Origin of the sequence: Hydrogenophaga sp. IBVHS2 (genome assembly GCF_002127215.1) — a bacterium.
GTDB lineage: Bacteria > Pseudomonadota > Gammaproteobacteria > Burkholderiales > Burkholderiaceae_C > Hydrogenophaga.
In genome coordinates, this window is sequence record NZ_NFUT01000002.1 from 491,555 (window position 1) to 511,295 (window position 19,741).

At 69.0% G+C, this 19,741-nt stretch carries 24 protein-coding genes; 12 read left to right on the plus strand and 12 right to left on the minus strand.

Annotation, left to right across the window (positions count from 1 at the left end; translation table 11 throughout):
* Positions 1-8: 8 nt before the first annotated feature.
* From CAP38_RS07085 to CAP38_RS07100, 4 genes are read right to left on the minus strand one after another with little or no spacing between them, the layout of a single operon-like run.
* Positions 9-875, minus strand: a complete 867-nt coding sequence (locus CAP38_RS07085) for a transglutaminase family protein (RefSeq protein ID WP_086120403.1) — start codon at positions 873-875, stop codon at positions 9-11.
* Positions 862-2,262: a lyase family protein gene (locus CAP38_RS07090; RefSeq protein WP_086120405.1), complete on the minus strand. Its 1,401-nt coding sequence runs from the start codon at positions 2,260-2,262 to the stop codon at positions 862-864. Before CAP38_RS07090 ends, CAP38_RS07085 begins: the two co-directional genes overlap by 14 nt.
* 20 nt (positions 2,263-2,282) lie before the next feature.
* A complete protein-coding gene (locus tag CAP38_RS07095; protein ID WP_143435764.1) occupies positions 2,283-2,531 on the minus strand; it encodes a glycine zipper 2TM domain-containing protein in 249 nt (82 codons plus the stop codon).
* Entirely contained in the window at positions 2,528-2,956 is a 429-nt protein-coding gene (locus CAP38_RS07100) for a PRC-barrel domain-containing protein (protein ID WP_086120407.1), read from the minus strand. The genes CAP38_RS07095 and CAP38_RS07100 overlap by 4 nt, the downstream gene beginning before the upstream one ends.
* Before the next feature lie 199 nt (positions 2,957-3,155).
* Here CAP38_RS07100 and CAP38_RS07105 point away from each other — a divergent pair, with 199 nt between their 5' ends.
* The 5 genes from CAP38_RS07105 to CAP38_RS15155 are packed head-to-tail and all read left to right on the plus strand — an operon-like array spanning position 3,156 to position 4,743.
* Entirely contained in the window at positions 3,156-3,470 is a 315-nt protein-coding gene (locus CAP38_RS07105; RefSeq protein WP_086120409.1) for a BON domain-containing protein, read from the plus strand.
* A 47-nt stretch (positions 3,471-3,517) separates the two neighbouring features.
* The gene (locus CAP38_RS07110; RefSeq protein ID WP_086120411.1) at positions 3,518-3,886 is read left to right on the plus strand and encodes a hypothetical protein; all 369 of its coding nucleotides are present in this window, start codon (positions 3,518-3,520) and stop codon (positions 3,884-3,886) included.
* Positions 3,883-4,248, plus strand: a complete 366-nt coding sequence (locus tag CAP38_RS07115; RefSeq protein ID WP_086120413.1) for a hypothetical protein — start codon at positions 3,883-3,885, stop codon at positions 4,246-4,248. Before CAP38_RS07110 ends, CAP38_RS07115 begins: the two co-directional genes overlap by 4 nt.
* On the plus strand, positions 4,245-4,556 hold the full coding sequence (locus CAP38_RS15150) for a hypothetical protein (protein WP_143435765.1): 312 nt from the start codon (positions 4,245-4,247) through the stop codon (positions 4,554-4,556). Before CAP38_RS07115 ends, CAP38_RS15150 begins: the two co-directional genes overlap by 4 nt.
* A 43-nt stretch (positions 4,557-4,599) precedes the next feature.
* Positions 4,600-4,743: a lmo0937 family membrane protein gene (locus CAP38_RS15155; RefSeq protein ID WP_143435766.1), complete on the plus strand. Its 144-nt coding sequence runs from the start codon at positions 4,600-4,602 to the stop codon at positions 4,741-4,743.
* A 10-nt stretch (positions 4,744-4,753) separates the two neighbouring features.
* Here CAP38_RS15155 and CAP38_RS07120 read toward each other — a convergent pair whose 3' ends face one another.
* Together CAP38_RS07120 and CAP38_RS07125 are read right to left on the minus strand one after the other, a co-directional pair.
* A complete protein-coding gene (locus CAP38_RS07120) occupies positions 4,754-5,347 on the minus strand; it encodes a PAS domain-containing protein (RefSeq protein ID WP_086120415.1) in 594 nt (197 codons plus the stop codon).
* Between the two features lie 30 nt (positions 5,348-5,377).
* Positions 5,378-7,921, minus strand: coding sequence for a chemotaxis protein CheB (locus CAP38_RS07125; protein ID WP_086120417.1), 2,544 nt, complete (start codon positions 7,919-7,921; stop codon positions 5,378-5,380).
* A gap of 212 nt (positions 7,922-8,133) precedes the next feature.
* Between CAP38_RS07125 and CAP38_RS15330 the strand changes: the two genes are divergently transcribed.
* The 3 genes from CAP38_RS15330 to CAP38_RS07140 all read left to right on the plus strand — a co-directional run bounded on the left by CAP38_RS15330 (position 8,134) and on the right by CAP38_RS07140 (position 9,680).
* Positions 8,134-8,463 (plus strand): DUF1840 domain-containing protein, encoded by a 330-nt coding sequence (locus CAP38_RS15330; RefSeq protein WP_179188481.1) that lies wholly within the window; start codon positions 8,134-8,136, stop codon positions 8,461-8,463.
* A gap of 479 nt (positions 8,464-8,942) precedes the next feature.
* Positions 8,943-9,242, plus strand: coding sequence for a hypothetical protein (locus CAP38_RS07135; protein WP_086120421.1), 300 nt, complete (start codon positions 8,943-8,945; stop codon positions 9,240-9,242).
* A 75-nt stretch (positions 9,243-9,317) separates the two neighbouring features.
* Positions 9,318-9,680 (plus strand): DUF805 domain-containing protein, encoded by a 363-nt coding sequence (locus CAP38_RS07140; RefSeq protein WP_086120424.1) that lies wholly within the window; start codon positions 9,318-9,320, stop codon positions 9,678-9,680.
* A gap of 94 nt (positions 9,681-9,774) precedes the next feature.
* Here the strand turns inward: CAP38_RS07140 and CAP38_RS07145 are convergent, their stop codons facing one another.
* On the minus strand, positions 9,775-10,833 hold the full coding sequence (locus tag CAP38_RS07145) for a hypothetical protein (RefSeq protein WP_143435767.1): 1,059 nt from the start codon (positions 10,831-10,833) through the stop codon (positions 9,775-9,777).
* A 234-nt stretch (positions 10,834-11,067) separates the two neighbouring features.
* On the opposite strand from CAP38_RS07145, the gene CAP38_RS07150 reads away from it, so the two are divergent.
* From CAP38_RS07150 to CAP38_RS07160, 3 genes are read left to right on the plus strand one after another with little or no spacing between them, the layout of a single operon-like run.
* A complete protein-coding gene (locus CAP38_RS07150; RefSeq protein ID WP_086120428.1) occupies positions 11,068-11,970 on the plus strand; it encodes a glutamate ABC transporter substrate-binding protein in 903 nt (300 codons plus the stop codon).
* 10 nt (positions 11,971-11,980) lie between these two features.
* Complete coding sequence (locus CAP38_RS07155; protein ID WP_086120430.1) at positions 11,981-12,643, plus strand: amino acid ABC transporter permease; 663 nt, start codon at positions 11,981-11,983, stop codon at positions 12,641-12,643.
* Entirely contained in the window at positions 12,640-13,440 is an 801-nt protein-coding gene (locus CAP38_RS07160; protein ID WP_086120433.1) for an amino acid ABC transporter permease, read from the plus strand. Before CAP38_RS07155 ends, CAP38_RS07160 begins: the two co-directional genes overlap by 4 nt.
* Before the next feature lie 5 nt (positions 13,441-13,445).
* On the opposite strand, the gene CAP38_RS15160 is transcribed toward CAP38_RS07160, so the two are convergent.
* The 3 genes from CAP38_RS15160 to CAP38_RS07180 all read right to left on the minus strand — a co-directional run bounded on the left by CAP38_RS15160 (position 13,446) and on the right by CAP38_RS07180 (position 17,075).
* On the minus strand, positions 13,446-14,312 hold the full coding sequence (locus tag CAP38_RS15160) for a hypothetical protein (RefSeq protein WP_143435768.1): 867 nt from the start codon (positions 14,310-14,312) through the stop codon (positions 13,446-13,448).
* Positions 14,313-14,529: 217 nt separating this feature from the next.
* Positions 14,530-15,150: a LysE/ArgO family amino acid transporter gene (locus CAP38_RS07175; protein ID WP_256924336.1), complete on the minus strand. Its 621-nt coding sequence runs from the start codon at positions 15,148-15,150 to the stop codon at positions 14,530-14,532.
* 17 nt (positions 15,151-15,167) lie between these two features.
* Positions 15,168-17,075, minus strand: a complete 1,908-nt coding sequence (locus CAP38_RS07180; protein WP_086120441.1) for a sigma-54-dependent Fis family transcriptional regulator — start codon at positions 17,073-17,075, stop codon at positions 15,168-15,170.
* A 112-nt stretch (positions 17,076-17,187) separates the two neighbouring features.
* Between CAP38_RS07180 and CAP38_RS07185 the strand changes: the two genes are divergently transcribed.
* Positions 17,188-17,988 (plus strand): S9 family peptidase, encoded by an 801-nt coding sequence (locus tag CAP38_RS07185; RefSeq protein WP_256924337.1) that lies wholly within the window; start codon positions 17,188-17,190, stop codon positions 17,986-17,988.
* Between the two features lie 23 nt (positions 17,989-18,011).
* On the opposite strand, the gene CAP38_RS07190 is transcribed toward CAP38_RS07185, so the two are convergent.
* Positions 18,012-18,608: a c-type cytochrome gene (locus CAP38_RS07190; RefSeq protein ID WP_086120444.1), complete on the minus strand. Its 597-nt coding sequence runs from the start codon at positions 18,606-18,608 to the stop codon at positions 18,012-18,014.
* Positions 18,608-19,171, minus strand: coding sequence for a sorbosone dehydrogenase family protein (locus tag CAP38_RS15480; protein ID WP_256924338.1), 564 nt, complete (start codon positions 19,169-19,171; stop codon positions 18,608-18,610). Before CAP38_RS15480 ends, CAP38_RS07190 begins: the two co-directional genes overlap by 1 nt.
* Positions 19,172-19,741: the final 570 nt, after the last annotated feature.

The following is a 19,741-nucleotide window of genomic DNA, read 5'->3' on the forward strand; positions in this document are numbered from 1 at the left end:
CCCCGGCGCTACGGTGCATCGGTCGACAGGGTCTCGGTGCAATGATGCGGCTCATGCGCACCGGCACAGGGGTCCACCACCGCCCTGCCGCTGACCACCGGGGCATGGGTGACCACATTGCCGAAGATGGTGGCGAAGGCCACGTCGCTGGCGTCCCGCCCGGTGGCGAAGCGCACCAGCCCCATGGGGATGGCGGTGCCGGACGGATCGAAGATGTACCAGCGCTGGCCGAGAAACACCTCCACATAGGCATGGAAGTCGGGCGGCCCCAGGCTGGGGTCGGCGCCGTAGTCGGTGCCGGTGGTGAAGCGGGCCGGTATGTTGAGCGCCCGGCACAGCGCGATCATGAGGTGCGCAAAATCCCGGCACACACCGACCTGACCGACCAGGGTGTCCACGGCCGAGGTGGCCGAGGTCGAGCTTCTGGAGCGGAAGGCAATGCGCCGCTGCACCCACTGCGCGATCGCCAGCACCCGTGATCCACCCGGAGGCAACTGGCCGAACTCCTGCATGGCCAGCCGGCCCAGCCGGTCGGACTCGCAGTAGCGGCTGGGGTAGAGGTAGCCCAGCACATCGGACGGCAGCCGACACACCGGCACCTCGGCCAGCGCGGCCGGTGCATGCCGGTGGTGGGTGAGTTGCACGGTGGCCTCATAGCGCAACGCCAGCAGGCCCGGACCGGCACGCAGACGCAGCCGCCGGTTGCCGGTGCAGGGATCGGTGTGCACCTGCCAGGCCACCGGCTGGCTGAGCTGCAGCGACTCCAGCGACACCATCTGGCTATTGGTCTGCGCAGCGTGGATCTGGAAGATGAAGTCCGCGCCCTGGATGTCGATTTCGTAGCGCAGGGACACCTCCAGTTCAATGCGGATCATGGCGGGGCCCTGTCATGGCCTCGGGCTGCACCCAGGCGTCGAACTGTTCGGGCGAGACCAGCGCACAGGCCAGCGCCGCCTCACGCAGGCTGCTGCCGTCGGCCTGGGCGCGCTGCGCCACCCGCACCGCGTTGTCGTGGCCGATGTGCGGCACCAGCGCCGTGACTAGCATGAGGCTGTTCGCCAGATGCTCGGCCATGCGGCGCGGCTGCGGCTCGATGCAGCGCACGCCATGCTGCTCGAAGCAGCGCAGGGCGCCGGCCAGCAGGCGCTGGCTGTGCAGCAGGTTGCGCGCCATCAACGGCAGCGCGGTGTTGAGCTGGAAGTTGCCCAGCGTGCCGGCCCAGCCCATGGCCACATCGTTGCCCATGACCTGCGCGGCCACCATGATCAGCGACTCGCACTGGCTGGGGTTGACCTTGCCCGGCATGATGGAACTGCCCGGCTCGTTGGCCGGCAGCGCCAGCTCGCCCAGGCCGCAGCGTGGGCCGCTGGCCAGCCAGCGCAGGTCGTTGGCGATCTTCATCAGGACCACGGCCAGGGTGCGCAGCCCGCCGTGGGCCGCCACCAGCGCATCGTGAGCCGACTGCGCCGCAAACGGATTGGCCGCCCGCACCAGCGGCAGCCCGGTGGCCTGCGCCAGCGCGGCCACCATGTGCTCGGCCAGCAAGGGGTGGGCATTGAGGCCGGTGCCCACCGCCGTGCCGCCGATGGCCAGCTCGTGCACCGGCACCAGCAGACCAAGCCAGCCCTGCTGCGCCTGCGCCAGCTGGTGCGACCAGGCCGACACCTCCTGCCCCAGGGTGACCGGCACCGCATCCTGCAGGTGGGTGCGCCCGACCTTGGTCAGGTCGGCCCATTGCAGGCCCTGCGCATCCAGCGTGTGGCGCAGCCCCTCCAGCGCAGGCACCAGCTCGTCGCGGCTGGTCAGCAGCACCGCCAGGTGCAGTGCGGTGGGCATGACATCGTTGGACGACTGTCCCAGATTGACCTGGTCATGGGGGTGTACGGTGCGGGCCAGCCCCCGGCCACCCCCCAGCAGTTCGGAGGCGCGGTTGGCCAGCACCTCGTTCATGTTCATGTGGGTCTGGGTGCCCGACCCGCTCTGCCAGAGGGAGAGCGGGAAGGCCCGCGGATGGTCGCCGGCCAGCACCTCTTCGGCGGCCCTGGCGATGGCGTCGGCCTGGAGCGCATCGAGCATGCCCAGCGAGGCATTGACCCGGGCGGCAGTGCCCTTGACCAGCGCCAGCGCCCGGATCACCGGCAGCGGCATGCCCTCGCCCACCGCCGGGAAGTGCTGCAGGGCGCGCTGGGTCTGCGCGCCCCACAGGGCGTGCGGGTCCACCGCCATGTCGCCCATGGCGTCGCGCTCCAGGCGCGACGCCATGGGAACCGAGGTAGGCACTCTCATTTCTTGTCGGGCTCGACCTGGTTGCCGATGACCCCGCCAATGGCGGCGCCCCCCACGGTGCCCATAGCGCTGCCACCCGACAGCACTGCGCCCCCCACCGCACCCACGCCGGCACCGATGGCCGTGTTCTTCTCGCGGGGCGTCATGCCCGCGCAGCCTCCCTGCAGCGCCAGTCCGACGATGCTGGCCGACCACAACGCTGCGGTGCGTGCACGCCGCACGGCAGGACGCGGGCGCGGGTTCATGACGCGCTCCGGGGCGACTGGTCGTACCCGCGGGTCTGGCCATAGAACTCGTGGATGCCCTTGGCCCAGCCGGCATCGGCCATGTCGGGCCAGTGGTTCTTGTCGAAACCGGTGGCTTGGCTCAGGCGCTCCTTCTCGACATCGAGCACGAAGCACTTGCGCACCGGGTCCAGCTTCAGCGCGGCCCACGGCACGACGAACAGCTTCTCGCCCATGCCCATGAAGCCGCCGAACGAGACGACACCGTAGGCCACCTGGCCGGTGTGCATGTCGAGCATGATTTCCTTGATGTCGCCCAGGCTCTCGCCACGGCGGTTGACCACATCGTTGCCGTGCAAGGTGTGGGCCCCCATCAGCTGCGGGCCGGGGCCGCCGGTCTGGTGGGCGGAGTACATCCCGTAGGTGTCCTGTTCCTGGTAGTTCATGTGAAGTCCTTCTTCGGTACCAGCGGAGTCCCGAACGGTACGGGTTGCGCCATTCGGTGCTGGAGATGCAGCCTGAGGCCTGGCGGCCGCCAGATCGGTGCGCTGGCGCACAGACGCGGACGACATCGCCTTGCACAGTGGCTCCCCCGCCTTCATTCCGCGGCCCCTGGCAGCCCGCCCTACCTTCCGAAAGAACCCGATGAAACACCGACACCTGCCCGCCGCCCTGGTGCTGGCCCTGGCCGCGCTGACCGGCCTGAGCGCCTGCCAGTCCACGCCCACGCAAGAGAGCACCGGCCAGTACATGGACGACACCGCCATCACCACCAAGGTGAAGGCCGCCATCTTCAACGAGCCCTCCCTGAAGTCCGCCGAGATCAATGTCGAGACCTTCAAGGGTGTGGTGCAGCTCAGCGGCTTTGTCGGCTCGCAGACCGACATCAACATGGCCCTGCGCGTGGCCCAGGGCGTGGCCGGCGTGCGCTCGGTGCGCAACGACATGCGGCTGAAGTGATCGCGGCAGCTCCCCCCCACCTCCCACCCACTGAACCAGGACCCACCATGAACCCCAGCCAACCCACCCCCGGCGAAGACCTCGCCAACCTGACCCGTTCGGGCAGCCAGCTCGCCGACCAGTCGCTGCAGCTGGGCCGGCGCGCCCTGCACAACGGTGCCGAGCAACTGGCACAGGCGGCCGACGATGCGCGTGCACAAGGCAGCAGCGCGCTGCGCCACCTGGTCGACGGCACCGAAGACATGGCCCAGCAGGGCTGGAACTCGGTGCGCAACCGCTCGCTGCAGGCGCGCGATGCCACCACCCACTATGTGCAGGCGCATCCGGTGGCCTCGGTGCTGATGGCCGCGGCCGCCGGCGCGGCACTGGTCGGTCTGGCCGCGCTGTTCAGCCGTCACCCCGGAGCCGGACGTTGATCCACCCGGCCCTGCAACTGGCACTGCGGCACCCGGAGCTGCTGGCCGAACACGGATCGGCCTACGCCGCCCTGCTGGCCGCCGGGCTTTCGCAGGACGGGCAGCGCCTCAGGCGCCAGCTGCTGTGCCAGGTCACCGCGCTGGCCCTGCTGGCGGTGGGTGGCGTGCTCGCCGGCGTGGCGGTGATGCTCTGGTCGACACAGACCTGGGTCTGGCTGCTGGTGCCGGCGGTACCGCTGCTGGGTGCCGGTCTGCTCTGGCTCGCACAGGGGCGGACCGCGCCGGGCAACACACTGACCGAACTGGGCCGTCAGCTGACCCTGGATGCCGAATGGCTGCGCCACGCGGGACAGCGCCCATGAGTCCGTGGCCCACTGCCCTTGAACGGCTGCAGCACAGCCGCGTGCAGTGGCTGCGCACGCTGGACCAGGACACCCGCAGCCGATCGGGTGGCGCACCGGGCGCGCTGGGCAGCCTGTTCCAAGGCCTAGGGTCTGCACCCTGGCAACCCTGGCTGTCAGCGGTCTCGGCCTTGTGGCTGGCCTGGCAGCGGCACCGGGCTGCACCGCCTGCCGTGGCGACCAGCCGCAGGCGCTGGCCATCGGCGGGTGTGGTCGGTGCCGTCCTGATCACCGCCCTGGTGGCGGCCCTTTGGTGGCGCAGCCGCTGAAGCACCGAATCGCAGTGACATGGACCCCCTGAAGGAACCTCACATGCTCTACACGTTTGCACTCGTTCTGGTGGTGCTCTGGCTGCTCGGCCTGGTCACCTCCACCACCATGGGCGGCATGATCCATCTGCTGCTGATGGTGGCCATCGTGGTGGTACTGCTGCGGGTGATCCGCGGCAACCTCTGAGGCTGACGCCTCAGTCGACCGGCGGGGCCATCAGCGCCACCAGAAAACCATCGCCGGTGGCGTTGCGTTCGGCCGTGGCGAACAGCAGCCCGGCCATGCCGGACTGAGGCTTGAACTGCAGCGTGCGGGTTCGGGGCGGTGCGCCCGCAGTGGCCAGCACCAGCAACCGGTGCAGCTGCTCGCGCCCGGCCTCGGTCAGCAGGCCGACCAGCAGCACATCCTCCAGGGATCCGGGCGGCAGGCCCAGCAGGCCTGGTGCGGCGTGGTTGAAGCCACGCACCACGCCTGCGTCGTCGAGCAGCAGGCAGCCCACCGGGGCCTTGTCGAACAGGATGACCTGCTGCCGCAGCTCCTCCTCCAGCGCCCGCTGAGTCCTCACCATCTCCTCGTGCTGCAGGTCCAGCTCCACCTGGTGCACCTGCAGCTCGTGCAGCAGCGCCAGGGCCTCGGGTGCAGTGCCCTGGTCCAGCGCCAGTCGGCACAGCACGCGCAAGGCGTCCGATGCGTCGTAGCGGCCAGCTTCGGGCACACGGCCCTCATCCAGCAGTACCTGCGCACGCCTGCGCAGTCCTGGCAAGTTGTAGGCGATGTCGTTGGGATGCATGCGCAGACCTCCTGTTGAGTCCTGCCGGTGTCAGCCCTGGCGCAAGCGCGATTCGAGCTCCTTGGCCGCGGTGATGTCGATGAACGTGATCACCACGCCCTGGATCAAATCGGCCAGGGTCCGGTACGGCTTGATTCTCACCATATACCAATGCCCGTCGCTGGTGGTGATTTCCTTTTCGGTGAAGGTCAATGTGCGCAGGGTCTGGCGCGCGTCGGCGTCGAGTTCGGGATAGTTCAGGGTGGTCGCCAGATCGCTCAGAGGGCGTCCGATGTCGCTCTCGCGCAGATGGATCAGGCGGGTGACCGGCTCGGTGAAGCGGCGCACCTGCAGGTCGTTGTCCAGGAACAGGGTGGCGATGTCGGTGCTGTTGAGCAGGTTCTGCATGTCGCTGTGGGCCAGCGCCAGATCATCCAGCTTGGTCTGCAGTTCCTGATTGAGGGTCTGCAGTTCCTCGTTCATGGACTGCGACTCTTCCTTCGAGGTGGTTAGCTCCTCGTTGGCCGACTGCAGCTCTTCGTTGGTGGATTGCAGGGCCTCGTTGGCGGCCTGCAGTTCCTCGGCCGAAGCCAGCATCTCGCGCCGCAGCGCCGCCATCTCGTCCTTGCAGCACAGCAGCTCAGCCCGCAGGGCCTCGTCGGTGGCATCGCGGCCGGCGGCGACCGGCCGGTCGGGCGACAGGGGCAGGGCCGGCCGGAACGCGACGATGAACAGACCGGCCTGCGGTGCCGGTGCCACCGTCACGCCCACAGCGGTGTCGGCGCCGCCCGGGTCCAGCGGCAGGTCGGGCAGCTGAACCGCCCGGCTCTCGACACGGGCCTGGCGCAGCGCCACCGCCACCGGCGTGCGGATGCCGGGTCGGGCCATGACATGGATGTTCCAGTTGGCCTTGCCGGCCGCCGGCTCCAGGTACGCGCCCACGCTGCCATGCACATAGAGCACATCCCCTTGTTCATTGACGAGCACCGCAGCGGGCGCGAAAGCCTGGAGCAGTGCCTGCTCGGCCAGGGTCTGCAGGCTGGTCGACGACGGAGATGATGCTGACAAGGGCAAGTCCTCGGTGTGGGTGGGATCGGCAGGCCGCGGACTGACTGGGAAGTCCACCGCGCCGGCCGACTGAGTATGGCTGCTGCGCCAGTACAGGCGCGAGCGCGGATTGATCGGGGTGAACAGGTTCTGTGCCGGCCCCACCGTCTCGGAACTGCCCAGCAGCAGCACACCACCGGGGCGCAGGCTGTACCCGAACAGGGGCAGCAGCCGGCGCTGCAGGGCGGCATTGAAGTAGATCAGCAGGTTGCGGCACGACAGCAGATCCAGGCGGGTGAAGGGGGGATCCAGGATCACGTCGTGGCGGGCGAACAGCACACGATCGCGCAGTGACGGGGCCACCCGGTAACCGTCTCCCGCGGGACGAAAGAACCGCTGCAGCCGCTGCGGCCCCACCTCCTCGGCCACGCGAGGACCGTACTGCCCGCGCCGGGCCACCGTGATCGCGGTCGGGCTGAGATCGCTGGCAAAGACCTGCAGGAGCGGCGCAGGCCGACCGGTGCGCTGCGTGAACGCGTCGGCCGCCTCGGCGTGCACCATCGCCAGTGTGTAGGCCTCCTCGCCAGTGGAGCAGCCGGCCACCCAGGCCCGCAGCAACTGGCCGGGCGGTACGCGGTCCAGCAGCGCGGGCATGACCTGGTCGCGCAGTTCGTCCCACACCTCCGGATCGCGAAAGAACTGGGTCACGCCGATCAGCACCTCCTGGAACAGCAGATCGAGCTCCGACGGATTGCGGCGTACCAGATCGGCGTAGGCGGCCAGGCTGCTCAGCCCATGCACGGCCAGCCGCCGGTCGATACGGCGCCGAAGCGTGCTGGGCTTGTAGTCCGAGAGGTCGTGCCGGGTGTGTTCGCGCAGCCGCTGCAGGATGGCGTCCAGGCTGGCAGCGGGGTCGGGCGGCGCGGCGCTGCCGGTTCCTGCCGGCTCGCCGAGGGCCGCCAGCAAGCGCGCCAGCAGCTCGCCAGCAGCGGCCACGATGTCCACGCCGGCATGGGCCAGCGCGTTCTGCGGCATCGCCGGGTACCGTGCGGTCTCGGGCGACTGCACCAGCGTCAGGCCACCGGCCTCATGGATGGCCTGCAACCCGAGGGTGCCGTCCGAGCCCATGCCCGAGAGCACCACGCCAATGGACCGCGCGCCGCCGTCGGCCGCCAGAGATGCAAACAGGTGGTCGATGGGCAGGCGCAGGCCGCGCGGCTGGGTGGGTGGATTCAGGCGCAGGTGACCGCCAGTCACCGTGAGGTCTTGCCCCGGGGGAATCACGAACACCTGATCGGGCTGCAGCCGCAGCCCGTCGGTGGCTTCCGTGACCGGCATGGCGGTGCAGCGGCGCAGCAGTTCGGTCAACAGCGCCTTGCGGGTGGGGTCCATGTGCTGCACCACCACGAAGGCCAGTCCGCTGTCGGGCGGCACCGCCGCCAGGAACGCCTCCAGCGGCGCCAGGCCGCCCGCGGAGGCTCCCAGCCCCACCACCCGCACCGAGGCCGGCGCGGGTGGGGCCGGATCACGGTGGAGGGGCAAGGGCATGGTCGATTATGAGGCGACCGGGGCCCGCGCACAGCCCTGCCCTGGCATGGATCGGTCGCCCGCTGCATGGGAGGCCGGCATCGCATGCCTGTCTGACTTTCAGGCTTGTACTGAGCGGCCGGTTGGCGTACGGTGTCCGGTGGCGCCACCCTCGGTGGTACCCGGCACCCCGTGCCGACCCGAACGCCCCTGACGTCAACCGAAAGCCACCCATGCTGTACCGATTCCAATCACAGGCCACCGCCGATCTCGTCATGCTGGGTGCCGATGCGCAGGGCGCTCTGCGGCTGATCGGCAAAGAACTCACGCCCCAGGGCGTGATCAGCCCGGATCAGCTTCCCATGGCCATCGACATCCTGCAGCAGGCGAGGCGAGAAGACCATGCCTTGCGTTCCAGGGATGAGCGATCGGCGCTGGAGCAGCTCGATCAGGTGAACGAGGTCGACCCGGACGTCCGCCTCTCGCAGCGGTTGGTGCCGCTGGTCAACATGCTCGAGCTGGCCAACCAAGCACATACAGCGGTCGTTTGGTCTGAGTCCTGAATGGCCATCCGCGCGAACAGACAACCTGGAGCGCGTCAACCATCGACCGCCTTGAGCAGCAATGCGTCAGTGCGATGCCAAGCAACGAACGTCAGCAAACAGCCTGAAGCGGATATCCAAAGTTGCCCGTTCCCTTGGTTTCGGTCTTGAATGAGCTTTCACCCGACACTCGGCTAGCCAGCGCTCTCAGACTGCCCTGACAATCCACCCGGCTCTGAAAAAGCCAGGCGCTGAAAACGCCACCGATGTCTGTCTTGGCACCCGCGCAAGCGGGTGCCCTTTTCGTCCAAACAACTAGCTCGCTGCCCTCCCGGGCAGCGACTGGCTTGCGCGCACGTGCAAGCCGCGTTTTGCGGACGGGATGCCCGAAGCGGTAACGCTCGGGGCACGGCTCATCGGCGTGTTTTCACATCCCGTCCACCCTCTTTGCTACCCGCACGCGGGGTGGGTTCTGTCAGCTTCCACGAGGAGTTGTTCCCATGTCCACCCCCGTTCCCCCGCCCGTTCCGCACGCGGCCGCGCTGGCCAGCCTGGCTGCGTTGTCGCTGGAGGGTCTGGATGGCCTGTCGGCCTTGTGCACCGTGCTGCGGCAGGCGCGCGAGTCGCCCGACTTTCTGCGCAACCCCGAGCTGCTGGACCACGCCCTGCAGGCCATGGCGCTGGTGGCCGACAACACCGCCGCGCTGGTGGTGCAGCAGGCGCGCGATGCCGGGGTGGATGTGCCCGAGCCGCCGTGCCGGTTGCGGCGGTTGCGGGCGCAGGGGGTGGTAGGCGGCTGACGCGCCCATGCCACAGCGCCCCGCTGAGGCTGCGGCATCATGAGCGCCGCATCACAACAACCTCAGGGAGATTTCATGCAGTGGTTCATTCACGTGTTGAAGCAGTACGCCACCTTCTCGGGCCGCGCCCGGCGGGCTGAGTACTGGTGGTTCGTGCTGTTCTATCTGGTGGCGCTGGTGGCGCTCACCGTGGTTGACCGGGCCTTGGGCTTCTGGTCGGCCGATGCCGGCATGGGCCTGCTGACCGGCCTGTTCATCCTGGGCACCTTGCTGCCCTACCTGGCGGTCACCACCCGCCGCCTGCACGACCGGGACAAGTCGGGCTGGTGGCAGTTGCTGAACTTTGTGCCCTTGATCGGCCCGCTGGTGCTGCTGGTGTGGATGGTCCGCGCCGGCAACACCGGCAGCAACAGCTACGGGGCTGATCCGAAGGCTTGAGCGGCGCTGTCAGCGATCGAAGCCTGCCCCGCGCGTGGCGTCTTCATGCAGCAGTCCCGTTTCGTCGAGGGAGGGCGGTGGTTGCCCGCGAGGGTCAGGACTGCCCGTCGTGGTCCAGCTGCTGTTGGCCGATCAACGCTTTCTGAAATTGCTCCATCCTGTTGCCATGTGCATTGGACGCCATCTTGAGGACCGTCAGCTCCTCTGGATGGTTCTTCTGGAGGTATTTGTCGCCAGCAGCTCGGTCGAGAAATGCATCCAGCGCAACTTTGATCGATTCGAGCCCGACAAGGACCTTGACGGCCAAATCCACCTTCGACGGGTCTGAATCGGCGGTTTTGTTGTAACGGTCGATGATGTTGCCCAAGTCCTTGACCGGCAGCCTGCGCAGTTCCCGGAGCTCTGGCATGGAGAGATAGCTGGGCAACCTTGAAAGTGCATCAAGCCCGAAATATGACCACAAAGGTCCCGTTGTCGCTGCATGGCTGGTCTTGAACCCAGTCCTGTCGTTGGTGCTGAGGGCGCTGATCTCTGCGTCGATATCACTCGCGTTGGGCCGTGCAGATGCGGGCAGTTCCTTCAGTGCGATGTCTGCCTGTTGGCGCAGGCCTTCGATGCGCGATGCAACGGACTTGGCGCCGTATTCTTCGAACGGGCAACCTTTCAATCTTTGAAAGATCGCCCGCAACGCGCCTGCCGTGACGGCCAGTTTCTTCACCCCATCGGCGTCAATGCGTTTGAGATTGGCCATCTTGTCCATCGTCTCCTGCAGGCGCTGGGCCAGCTGTGTCAGCTGGCGGAGCCGATTCGCGTAGATTGCGTCGTTGTCGCTTCCGGATCGACTGAGTTCACCGGCCAGAGACGTGATATCGACCATGCTTTGCTTGGACAAGATCGCCAGCCAGCTCAGGTTTTTGAGCTGCGTCATCGGATCGAGCCCTTTGCTCGTCTTGAGGTGGGGCGTTTCTACATGAACTGGCCGCCCGGCCGTCTGACGCGTGAGCTTTCGGAAGCCTCGGGCTGAGCTTCTTGCCAGAGGCTTTTCGGCCTTGCTGGAGCTGGTGTTGCCAGACTTTTCCGGCTTGGGCGGGGTCTTATCGTTGCTGCCGACGTTCTGCGGGCGCGATGCTTTGTGGAAGAGGTGAGGTCTCATGAAGATGGGCCTTGGTGATGAAGGAGTGCGCTGCCTTTGTCACCAAGTCATAACCAAAATCTCACAAATTCATAACCGTTAGTCTGGTTTGGAGCTGCAAGCGTGTTTGCCCAGAACCCCTTGTCGACCTTCAAGTCGCGTACCGCTGAAGCTGCGCCGCAACCGTACCTTCCGGCCGTTCTTCCGGTAGCTGCTATATATCGACCTCCCCCGCAGCCAGTCCGAGAGAACCGCATGCCGATCCCCTCCCTCCTGAAAACCGCCGCCCTCGCATTCACCCTGCTGGCCTCTGCTCCGGCCTTTGCCCAGGGCACACCCCTCAACGCCCCCGCCTTCGACGCCCTGGTGGCCCAGGGCCCGGTGGCGGACGCGGCCACCATCGCCGCCAGCCCCTGGGCCAGCAAGATCAAGCAGGCGGGCACTGTGCGGCTGGGGGGCACGCAGACCTCCAACCTGTTCTCGCTGCTCAACGAGAAGGACGGCCGGCTGCGCGGCTTCGATGCCGGGCTGGCGCAGATGCTGGCCCGCTACATCCTGGGCGATGCGGGCAAGGTGCAGTTCACGCAGGTGACCTCGTCCACCCGCGAGCAGGTGCTCATCAACAACCAGGTGGACGTGGTGCTGGCCACCTACTCCATCACCCCGGCGCGGGCCGAGAAGGTGTCGTTTGCGGGGCCTTACTTCAGTTCGCAGGCGGGCGTGCTGGTGAAGGCCAGCAACACCGCCATCCAGTCGCACACCGATCTGGCGGGCAAGCGGGTGGCCACGCAGGCCGGCTCCACCGGCCCGGCCATCCTGGCGCAGTTCGCGCCCAAGGCGGTGGTGCAGGAATTCCAGACCCACCAGGAATCGCTCAATGCCCTGCGCCAGGGCCGGGTGGAGGCTTACGTCACCGACCACACGCTGCTGCTCAACACGCTGAGCCTGGGTGGTTCGGAGGCCCGGCTGGCCGGCGCGCCCTTTGGCGCACAGGACGCCTACGGCATCGGCCTGCCCAAGGGGTCGGACGGGGTGGCCTTCGTGAATGGCTTCCTCAAGAAGATCCAGGCCGACGGCACCTGGGCCAGGCTGTGGACGCTGACCATCGGCCAGCGCACCGGCAGCACGGCCGTGCCCACGCCGCCCGCCATTCCCTGACCGCTGACCCGTGAACGAACTGGCGCAGCTGCTGGCCGGGCACGGCCCTGCGTTTGTGCAGGCGCTGGGCCTGACCTGGAAGCTCACCTTCATGGCCTTCGTGCCCGGCGTGCTGCTGGGCACGGGGGTGGCGCTGCTGCGGCTGTTGCCGCTGCCGCCGCTGCGCGCGGCCCTCACGCTGTATGTGGAGGTGTTCCGCAACATCCCCAGCGTGGCGCTGCTGGTGTTCATCGTGTTCGCGCTGCCCGACCTGAACGTGCTCATCGACTACGAGCCCAGCGTGGTGCTCACGCTGATGCTGGTGGCATCCGCCTTCACGGCGGACTATGTGCGCACCGGCATCAACACGGTGCCGGGCGGGCAGGCGCAGGCCGCGCTCAGCCTGGGCATGCGGCCGGCGCAGGTGGTGCTGGCGGTGGTGCTGCCGCAGGCGCTGCGCTCGGTGGTGCAGCCGCTCACCTCGCTGCTGATCGCACTCATGCTGTCCACCTCGCTGGCCTCGCAGGTGCCCATGCCGGGGCGTGAACTCACCGCGCTGGTGTCCAAGATCGCCACCGACTCGGCGGCCGGCATGGCGGCCTTCGGTGTGGCCGCTGCGCTGTATGTGGTCAGCGGTCTGCTGGTGGCCTGGGTGGGCGCCACGCTGGACAGACGCCTGCGGATCCTGCGATGAACCGCCCGCTGGAAGACGTTCTGTTCGGCGCGCCCGGCCCGCAGGCGCGCACCACGGCGCGTGTGCTGAGCGCGCTGGCCGCCCTGGCCCTGGCCGCGCTGGCGGCCGTGGTGGTGGTGCAGTTCCAGCAGGCCGGGCAGCTGGACGCGCGCCTGTGGCGCCTGTTCGCCCAGGGCAGCACCTGGGCGTTTCTGGCCCAGGGTCTGCTGGGCACGCTGGCGTCGGCCGCCATGGCGGCGGTCATTGCGCTGAGTCTGGGCCTGGTGCTGCTGCTGGGCCGCCTGGCGCAGCCACGCGTGGTGCGCTGGCCCACGGTGGCCCTCATCGAGCTGCTGCGCGGCACACCCACGCTGCTGCTCATCTATGTGTGCTTTCTGGTGCTGCCGCAGGCGGGCATCAAGCTCAGCACCTACTGGATGCTGACCCTGCCGGTGGGCCTGAGCACCGCCGCCGTGGTGGCCGAGGTGTACCGCGCCGGCGTGCTGGCCGTGCCGCGCGGCCAGGCGGATGCGGCGCGCAGCCTGGGCATGACGCAGGCCCAGGTGTTCCGCTACATCGTGTTCCCGCAGGCGCTGCGCTTCATCGTGCCGGCGCTGGTGGCGCAGCTGGTCATCGTGGTGAAGGACACCACCTTCGGCTATGTGGTCACCTACGGCGAGCTGCTGCAGAACGCCCGCGTGCTGGTGGCCAACCACAACACGCTGGTGCCGGTGTACCTGGTGGTGGCGGTGCTGTACTGCGCGGTGAACTACGCCATCTCGCGCGCCAGCCGGCGGCTGGGCCGGCCGGTGGCCTGAAGCGTTCATGCGAGACGCTGGTCGATGTAACGCTGGAACCGAGTCAGATCGCTTTGACGGACAGGGGTCTCTTTCAGCATGGCGTTCAGCCCGAGGTATTCGTGCGGGTCGAGCAGCAGCGCGTCGCCTGATTGCGCAAGCTGCTGCGCCACGTCCAGCAGGTCCGCCAGATCTTGACGCGCCACGCGCAACCCCAGGCTCGCTGCCTGCCAGTTGCCCGTTGAGGCGTGGTGGCCGACCTTGCGCAGCGCTGTGGTGACACGTTCTCGCTGCCCGCATAGTTTCTCCCAGCGGGAGGCAACCATGGCATCGCGGGGCGTGGGTGTCGGCGTGTCAAGGTTCAGGGCCTCTGCTTGAACGTTGTCGATGCTGTTGAGCACCCGTTGCAGCCGCTTCCAGTCGGCCCGGCAGCTGGAGTGGTGGGTCACCTTCGACAGGTTCGGTGTGTAGTGGCCGAACTCTTTTTGATGACCCTGCAGCACCATCTGCATGCGTCGAACCTGGGTACGCAGGGCCAGCCGTGCCGCCTGCACCTGGGCCAGTTCGTTGTCGCGACCGGAGCCTGTGGCAGCGGCTGCCAGGGCTTTTTCGGCGGTCCGCATCTGATGGGTGGCGGTGCGAAGCTGGGTGAGTTCAGCCGCCATCGGCGGGAATCGGTCGACGTGCAGGGCCAGCCGGTCCAGAAAGGTCGGGTCGAGCAGACCCGTGCATGACACGGCATCGCTGCGCGGCGTGGGCGGGTCAGCGTCTGCCCACTGAGGCTGCCGCTTGAGTGGGGCGGAACTGCGAGGGGACGGTTGGCCAGCTTCTTTCACCAGCTCGGCCTGCGGCTTGCTTTTGGGGTTCTTGCTGGGGGAGTGGCTGGTTGCCAAGGGCGCCGGTGATTCCGTCTGGGGAGACGGGCCTTTTGCAGTGGGTCGGGGAAGGCAGAAGCAGCGCATGGAGGGCAGATGGGGAGGCAGCGTCGGGATCGGGGATGAGGTCGCTCATTCGTCACCGTTTGGTGATGATCGTCTCGCCCCATCCCATCCGCCCGTCAGCAGCCCAGCCGCACCAACACGCGTTCGCCGGACCGGTGCGCGGCAACGCCTACAGGCCCGCCACCGCCTGACGCAGCATCAATGCCGCCAGCACCCACATGGTGGTGCCGATGAGGGCGTCCAGCCATTGCCAGGCGCGCGGGTGGGCAAACCAGGGTGCCAGCCAGCGGGCGCCAAAACCCAGCAGGCTGAACCACAGCGCGCTGGCGGTGCAGGCCCCGGCCACGAACCCGCCGCGCAGCGCGGCGGGCTGCTGGGCGCCGATGCTGCCCACCAGCAGCACCGTGTCCAGGTACACGTGCGGGTTGAGCAGGGTGAAGGCGGCGGCCTGGGCCAGCACCGCACCCCGGCCAGCAGCCGGGCCGGTCCCGCTGGCCTGCAGCGCTTCGGGGCGCCATACCCGCGACCAGGCCCGCCAGCCATACCAGGCCAGAAAGGCCGCGCCCAGCAGCGCCAGCACACGCGCCACACCGGGCCTGTCACCCAGGGCCTGCGCCATGCCGAACACGCCGGCAGCGATCAGCACCGCGTCGCACACGGCGCACAGCAGCACCACGCTGCCCACGTGTTCGCGCTTGAGGCCCTGGCGCAGCACGAAGGCGTTCTGCGCGCCGATGGCCACGATCAGCCCCAGGCCCAGGGCCAGGCCTTGCAGGTAGGCGCCGGTCACGTGCAGGTCATGCGTTGTCAGCCGGCCCGGTTGGGGGGCACCACGCCGGCGCGCTGCATGCGGCGGTAGAGCGTCATGCGCGAGAGGCCCAGGCGGCGCGCCACCTCGCTCACGTTCCAGTGGTGTTCACGCAGGGCCTGCAGCCAGTCGGGGTCGGTGGCGGCGGGTGCTGCGGTGGCAGGGCGGGCCGGCGTGTCGGCGCTGCGCAGTTCGGGCAGGTCGTCCAGGCCGATGCGGCCTTCGGTGCCGACGCTGGCGGCGTAGTCCAGCACGTTGCGCAGTTCGCGCAGGTTGCCCGGCCAGGGGTGGGCCAGCAGGCGGGCGCGGGCGGCGGCGTCCAGGCTGCGCCGTTGCGGCTGCTGGCCCAGCAGGCGGTCGATCATGACGCCCAGGTCGCTGCGCTCACGCAGCGGCGGCAGGGCGATGTGCGCGCCATTGAGCCGGTAGTACAGGTCGTCGCGGAAGCGCCCGGCGCGCACCAGCGCCTCCAGCGGCGCATGGGTGGCGGCCATGACGCGGATGTTCACCGGCACGGCGCGGGTGGCGCCCACCGGCAGCACCTCGCGCTCCGACAGCACGCGCAGCAGCCGGGCCTGCAGGGGCAGCGGCATGTCGCCGATCTCGTCCAGAAACAGGGTGCCGCCGTCGGCCTCCTGGATGAGGCCGCGCTTGCCCTTGGGGCCGGCGCCCGAGAAGCTGCCGGGCAGGTGGCCGAAAAGCTCGCTCTCGATCAGGCTCTCGGGGATGGCGGCGCAGTTCACCGCCACGAAAGGCCGGGCCCGGCGTTCGCTGGCGGCGTGCACCGCCTTGGCAAAGTACTCCTTGCCCGAGCCGGTCTCGCCGGTGATGAGCAGGCTGATGGGCGAATTGACCAGCCGGGCCACGCGTTCGATCTGGCGGTCGAGCACCGCATCACCGCCGCTGAGGGCGGCCAGGGGTGCGGGCACGCTGGCCGCCGGCCGCTCGGCGCTGCGGCTGGCGCGGGCCGGGGGTGGAGTGGCCGAGAGGAACAGCAGTTCTCGCCCGCCGCTGCGCATGACGGCGCGCTGGTCGCCGGGCCGCCCGGGCACGAAGCGGCCGAGCTGATCGAAGCCCAGGTCGAACAGCCGGTCGAAGCGCTGGCCCAGCACCGGCTGCGCGTCGGCCCGCTGCAGGGCCAGCTGGGCGCGGCGGTTGTGGCCCACCACCACGCCGTTGTCGTCCAGGGCCAGCAGGTATTCGGGCTGCACGTCCAGAAACTGCGGCGCGCCCGACAGGCGCAGCACCCAGTGCGGGCGGTGGCGGTGCAGGAAGGCGGCGTTCTCGATGTCGTGCGCCACGTTCTTCACCAGCTGCAGGGCCAGGTGCTGGCTGTCCTTGGGCTGGCTGGAGCTGAGCTGCGAGATGTCGAGCACCGCACTCAGCCGGCCTTCGCTGTCGTACACCGGGGCGGTGGTGCAGGTCAGCGGGATGTGGGTGGCGTCGAAGTGGTCGTCCAGGTGCACCGTCAGTGCCTGTCCGGTGCTGATGCAGGTGCCCACGCCGCAGGTGCCGGCGTGCTGCTCGCTCCAGTCAGCGCCCAGGTACAGGCCGGCCTTGCGCAGGCTGGGCTCGAACACCAGGTCGCCCAGAAAGTCCACCGTGACGCCGCGCGCGTCGGTCAGCAGCACCACATAGCCCAGGCCGGCCACGGTGCTGTAGAGCGTCTGCAGGCCATGGCGGGCGATGTGCAGGAAGGCTTCCATCTGGTCCTGGTGCTCGCGCAGGCGGGCCTGCGGCAGGATGACGGCCTCCTGCATGCGGGTGGGGTCGAGCCGGTGCTCGTGCACGCAGCGCAGCCACGACTCTCGGATGACCTGCTCGTGCCGGGCGGCCGCGCGCGCACCGGCGCCGTCGGCGGCCACTTCCATGACGGTGGCGATGTGCTGGCGCTGGCTGGCGTGCATGCGGGTCTCCCGGGGCGGACCAAAACCCCCACCTTTGCGGCAGGCCCGGGGCCTGTCAACCGGGGAAACCTCAGGCGTGGGAGCGCCACAATCCGGCCGAGGAGGACTCTGCATGAACACCCGTCGAATGACCGCATGGCGCCCCTGGCTGGCGGCCGTGGTGCTGGGGCTGGCCGCGACCGCGCAGGCCCAGCCCGCCGAGACGGTGGTGGATGTGCCCACGCGCCCCGGCGTGACGGTGCGTGCCCTGTACCTCGAAGCCCCGCAGGCCCGGGCGTCGGTGGTGCTGCTGGCCGGCGGCCACGGGGGCCTGCAGCTGGGCAGCGATGGCCGCATCGGCTGGGGCGGGGGGAATTTTCTGGTGCGCACACGGGCGCGCTGGGCAGCAGCCGGTCTGAACGTGCTGGTGCCGGATGCGCCGTCGGACCGGCAATCGCCGCCCTTTCTGTCGGGCCAGCGGCAGAAGCCGGAGCACCTGGCCGATGTGGAGGCCCTGGTGGCCTGGCTGCGGTCGCGGTCAACCGGCCCGGTGTGGCTGGCGGGCACCAGCCGGGGCACGCAGTCGGCGGGCTATGTGGGCACCGAACTGCCGCCACCGCGCGGACCGGACGGTCTGGTGCTGACCGCGACCATCCTCAGCGATCCGCAGGGCCGGGCGGTGCCGGCCATGCCGCTGGACCGCATCAAGGTGCCGGTGCTGCTGGTGCACCACCGCCAGGACGGCTGTTCGCACTGCGCCCCGGACAAGGCGCCGGCCCTGTTGTCGGCCTTGAGCGGCGCCGCGCGCAGCGAGCTGCTGTGGTTCGACGGCGGCATCAACCGCGGTGACCCGTGCGAGGCCGCCGGCCACCACGGCTTTGCCGGCCTGGACGGTGCCGTGGTGGAGGCGACGACGGCCTGGATGCTGCGCTGATCTAGCGGGATGCCGGCGCCCGCTCAGGGCGCGAGGTGCGCGAAGTAGTGCGCCATGGCCGCCACGTCGTCGTCGGCAATGCCGTAGAGCGACGCGGCCATGATGGTGTCGCGGCCCACGGCCTGGTTGCGCTGGAACTGGCGCATGGAGTGCAGCAGATAGTCCTCGCGCTGGCCGGCCAGGCGGGGCATCTGCTCGCGCCCGGCGTAGCTGGGCAGGTGGCAGCTGGCGCAGCGGTTGCCGTCGGCCACCCGCTGGCCCTGCGCAAAGCGGGCCGCGTCCCGGGTGCCCGGCACCGGCTTGATGGGGGTGGACGCGAAGTAGCCGGCCATGGCGCTCAGGTCGGCATCGCTCACGCCGTCCAGCAGGCCTTTCATGGCCGGTATGTCGCGCAGGCCTTCGCGGATGACCACCAGCTGGTTCTCCAGGAAGACGCGCGGCTGCCCGGCCAGCGAGGGGATGTTGGGCAGCACCGACTGCCCGCCCGCGCCGTGGCAGGCGGCGCAGGCCTGCAGACGACCCTGCAGTTCGGGCGAGAGCGTCTGGGCATGGGCACCCGATACGGTGCCGGCCACCGCCAGGGTGGCCAGCGTGCGTGTCAGCGAGGACAGGAGCGTCATCACCGGCTGTAGCTGATGCGGTAGATGGCGCCCAGCTGTTCGTCCGACACCAGCACCGAGCCGTCCTTCATCTGCGCCAGATAGGCCGGGCGGCCCCAGAAGCTCTGGTCGGCCGGGTTCATGAAGCCGGTCATGAAGGGCTCGACCTTGGCATTGCGGCCGTCCGCTCCGGCCTTGACCACCACCACATCAAAGCCGGTCTTGGTGGTGCGGTTCCACGATCCCTTGCGGGCGTTGAACAGCGCGCCGCGGTACTCGGGCGGGAACATGGTGCCGGTGTAGAACATCACGCCCATGCTGGCGGCGTGCGGGCCCATCAGGGCCACCGGCTGCTCCACGCCGGCGCAGGCGTTGGCCTTCTTTACGTCGGTGTCGGGCAGCTTGCCTTCATGGCAGTACGGGAAGCCGTAGTTCAGACCCACCTTCTGCATGCGGTGCAGGGTGTCGTTGGGCATGTCGTCGCCCATCCAGTCGCGGCCATGGTTGCTGAACCACAGTTCCTTGGTGGTGGGGTGCCAGTCGAAGCCGACCGTGTTGCGCACGCCGGTGGCCACCACCTCCATGCCGCTGCCGTCGGGGTTGTAGCGGCGGATCTGGGCGTATTCGGGGGTGGGCAGCTCGCAGATGTTGCAGGGTGCGCCGAAGGGCACATAAGCTTGCCGTCCGGACCGAAGGCGATGTACTTCCAGTTGTGGTGCGGCTCCTTGGGCAGCTTGAAGGCGGCGGTCATGTCCACCGGGGCGGCGGCCGGGTTGGTGGTGATGCCGTCATAGCGCAGCACCTTGTCGATCGCCATCACGTACAGCGAGCCCTTGTTGTAGGCCACGCCGGCGGGCTGGTTGAGCTTGTCCACCACCACGCGCACGCTGCGCGAGCTGCCGTTGTCGGTGACCTCATACACCCGGCCGATGCCGCGCGTGCCCACGTAGATCTTGCCGTTGTCGGCCATGGCCATGGCACGGCCGCCCGGCAGGCCGGTGGCCCAGATCTCGGCCTTGAACCCCGGGGGCAGCTTGACGCGATCCAGCGGGATCTGGTCGGCCGGCGTGACGGTGAGCTTGCCGGCCAGCGGTGCCAGGGTGGAGCTGGCCATGCTGGCGGGCATGCCCTGTTTCCAGGCCGGTTGCGGTGCG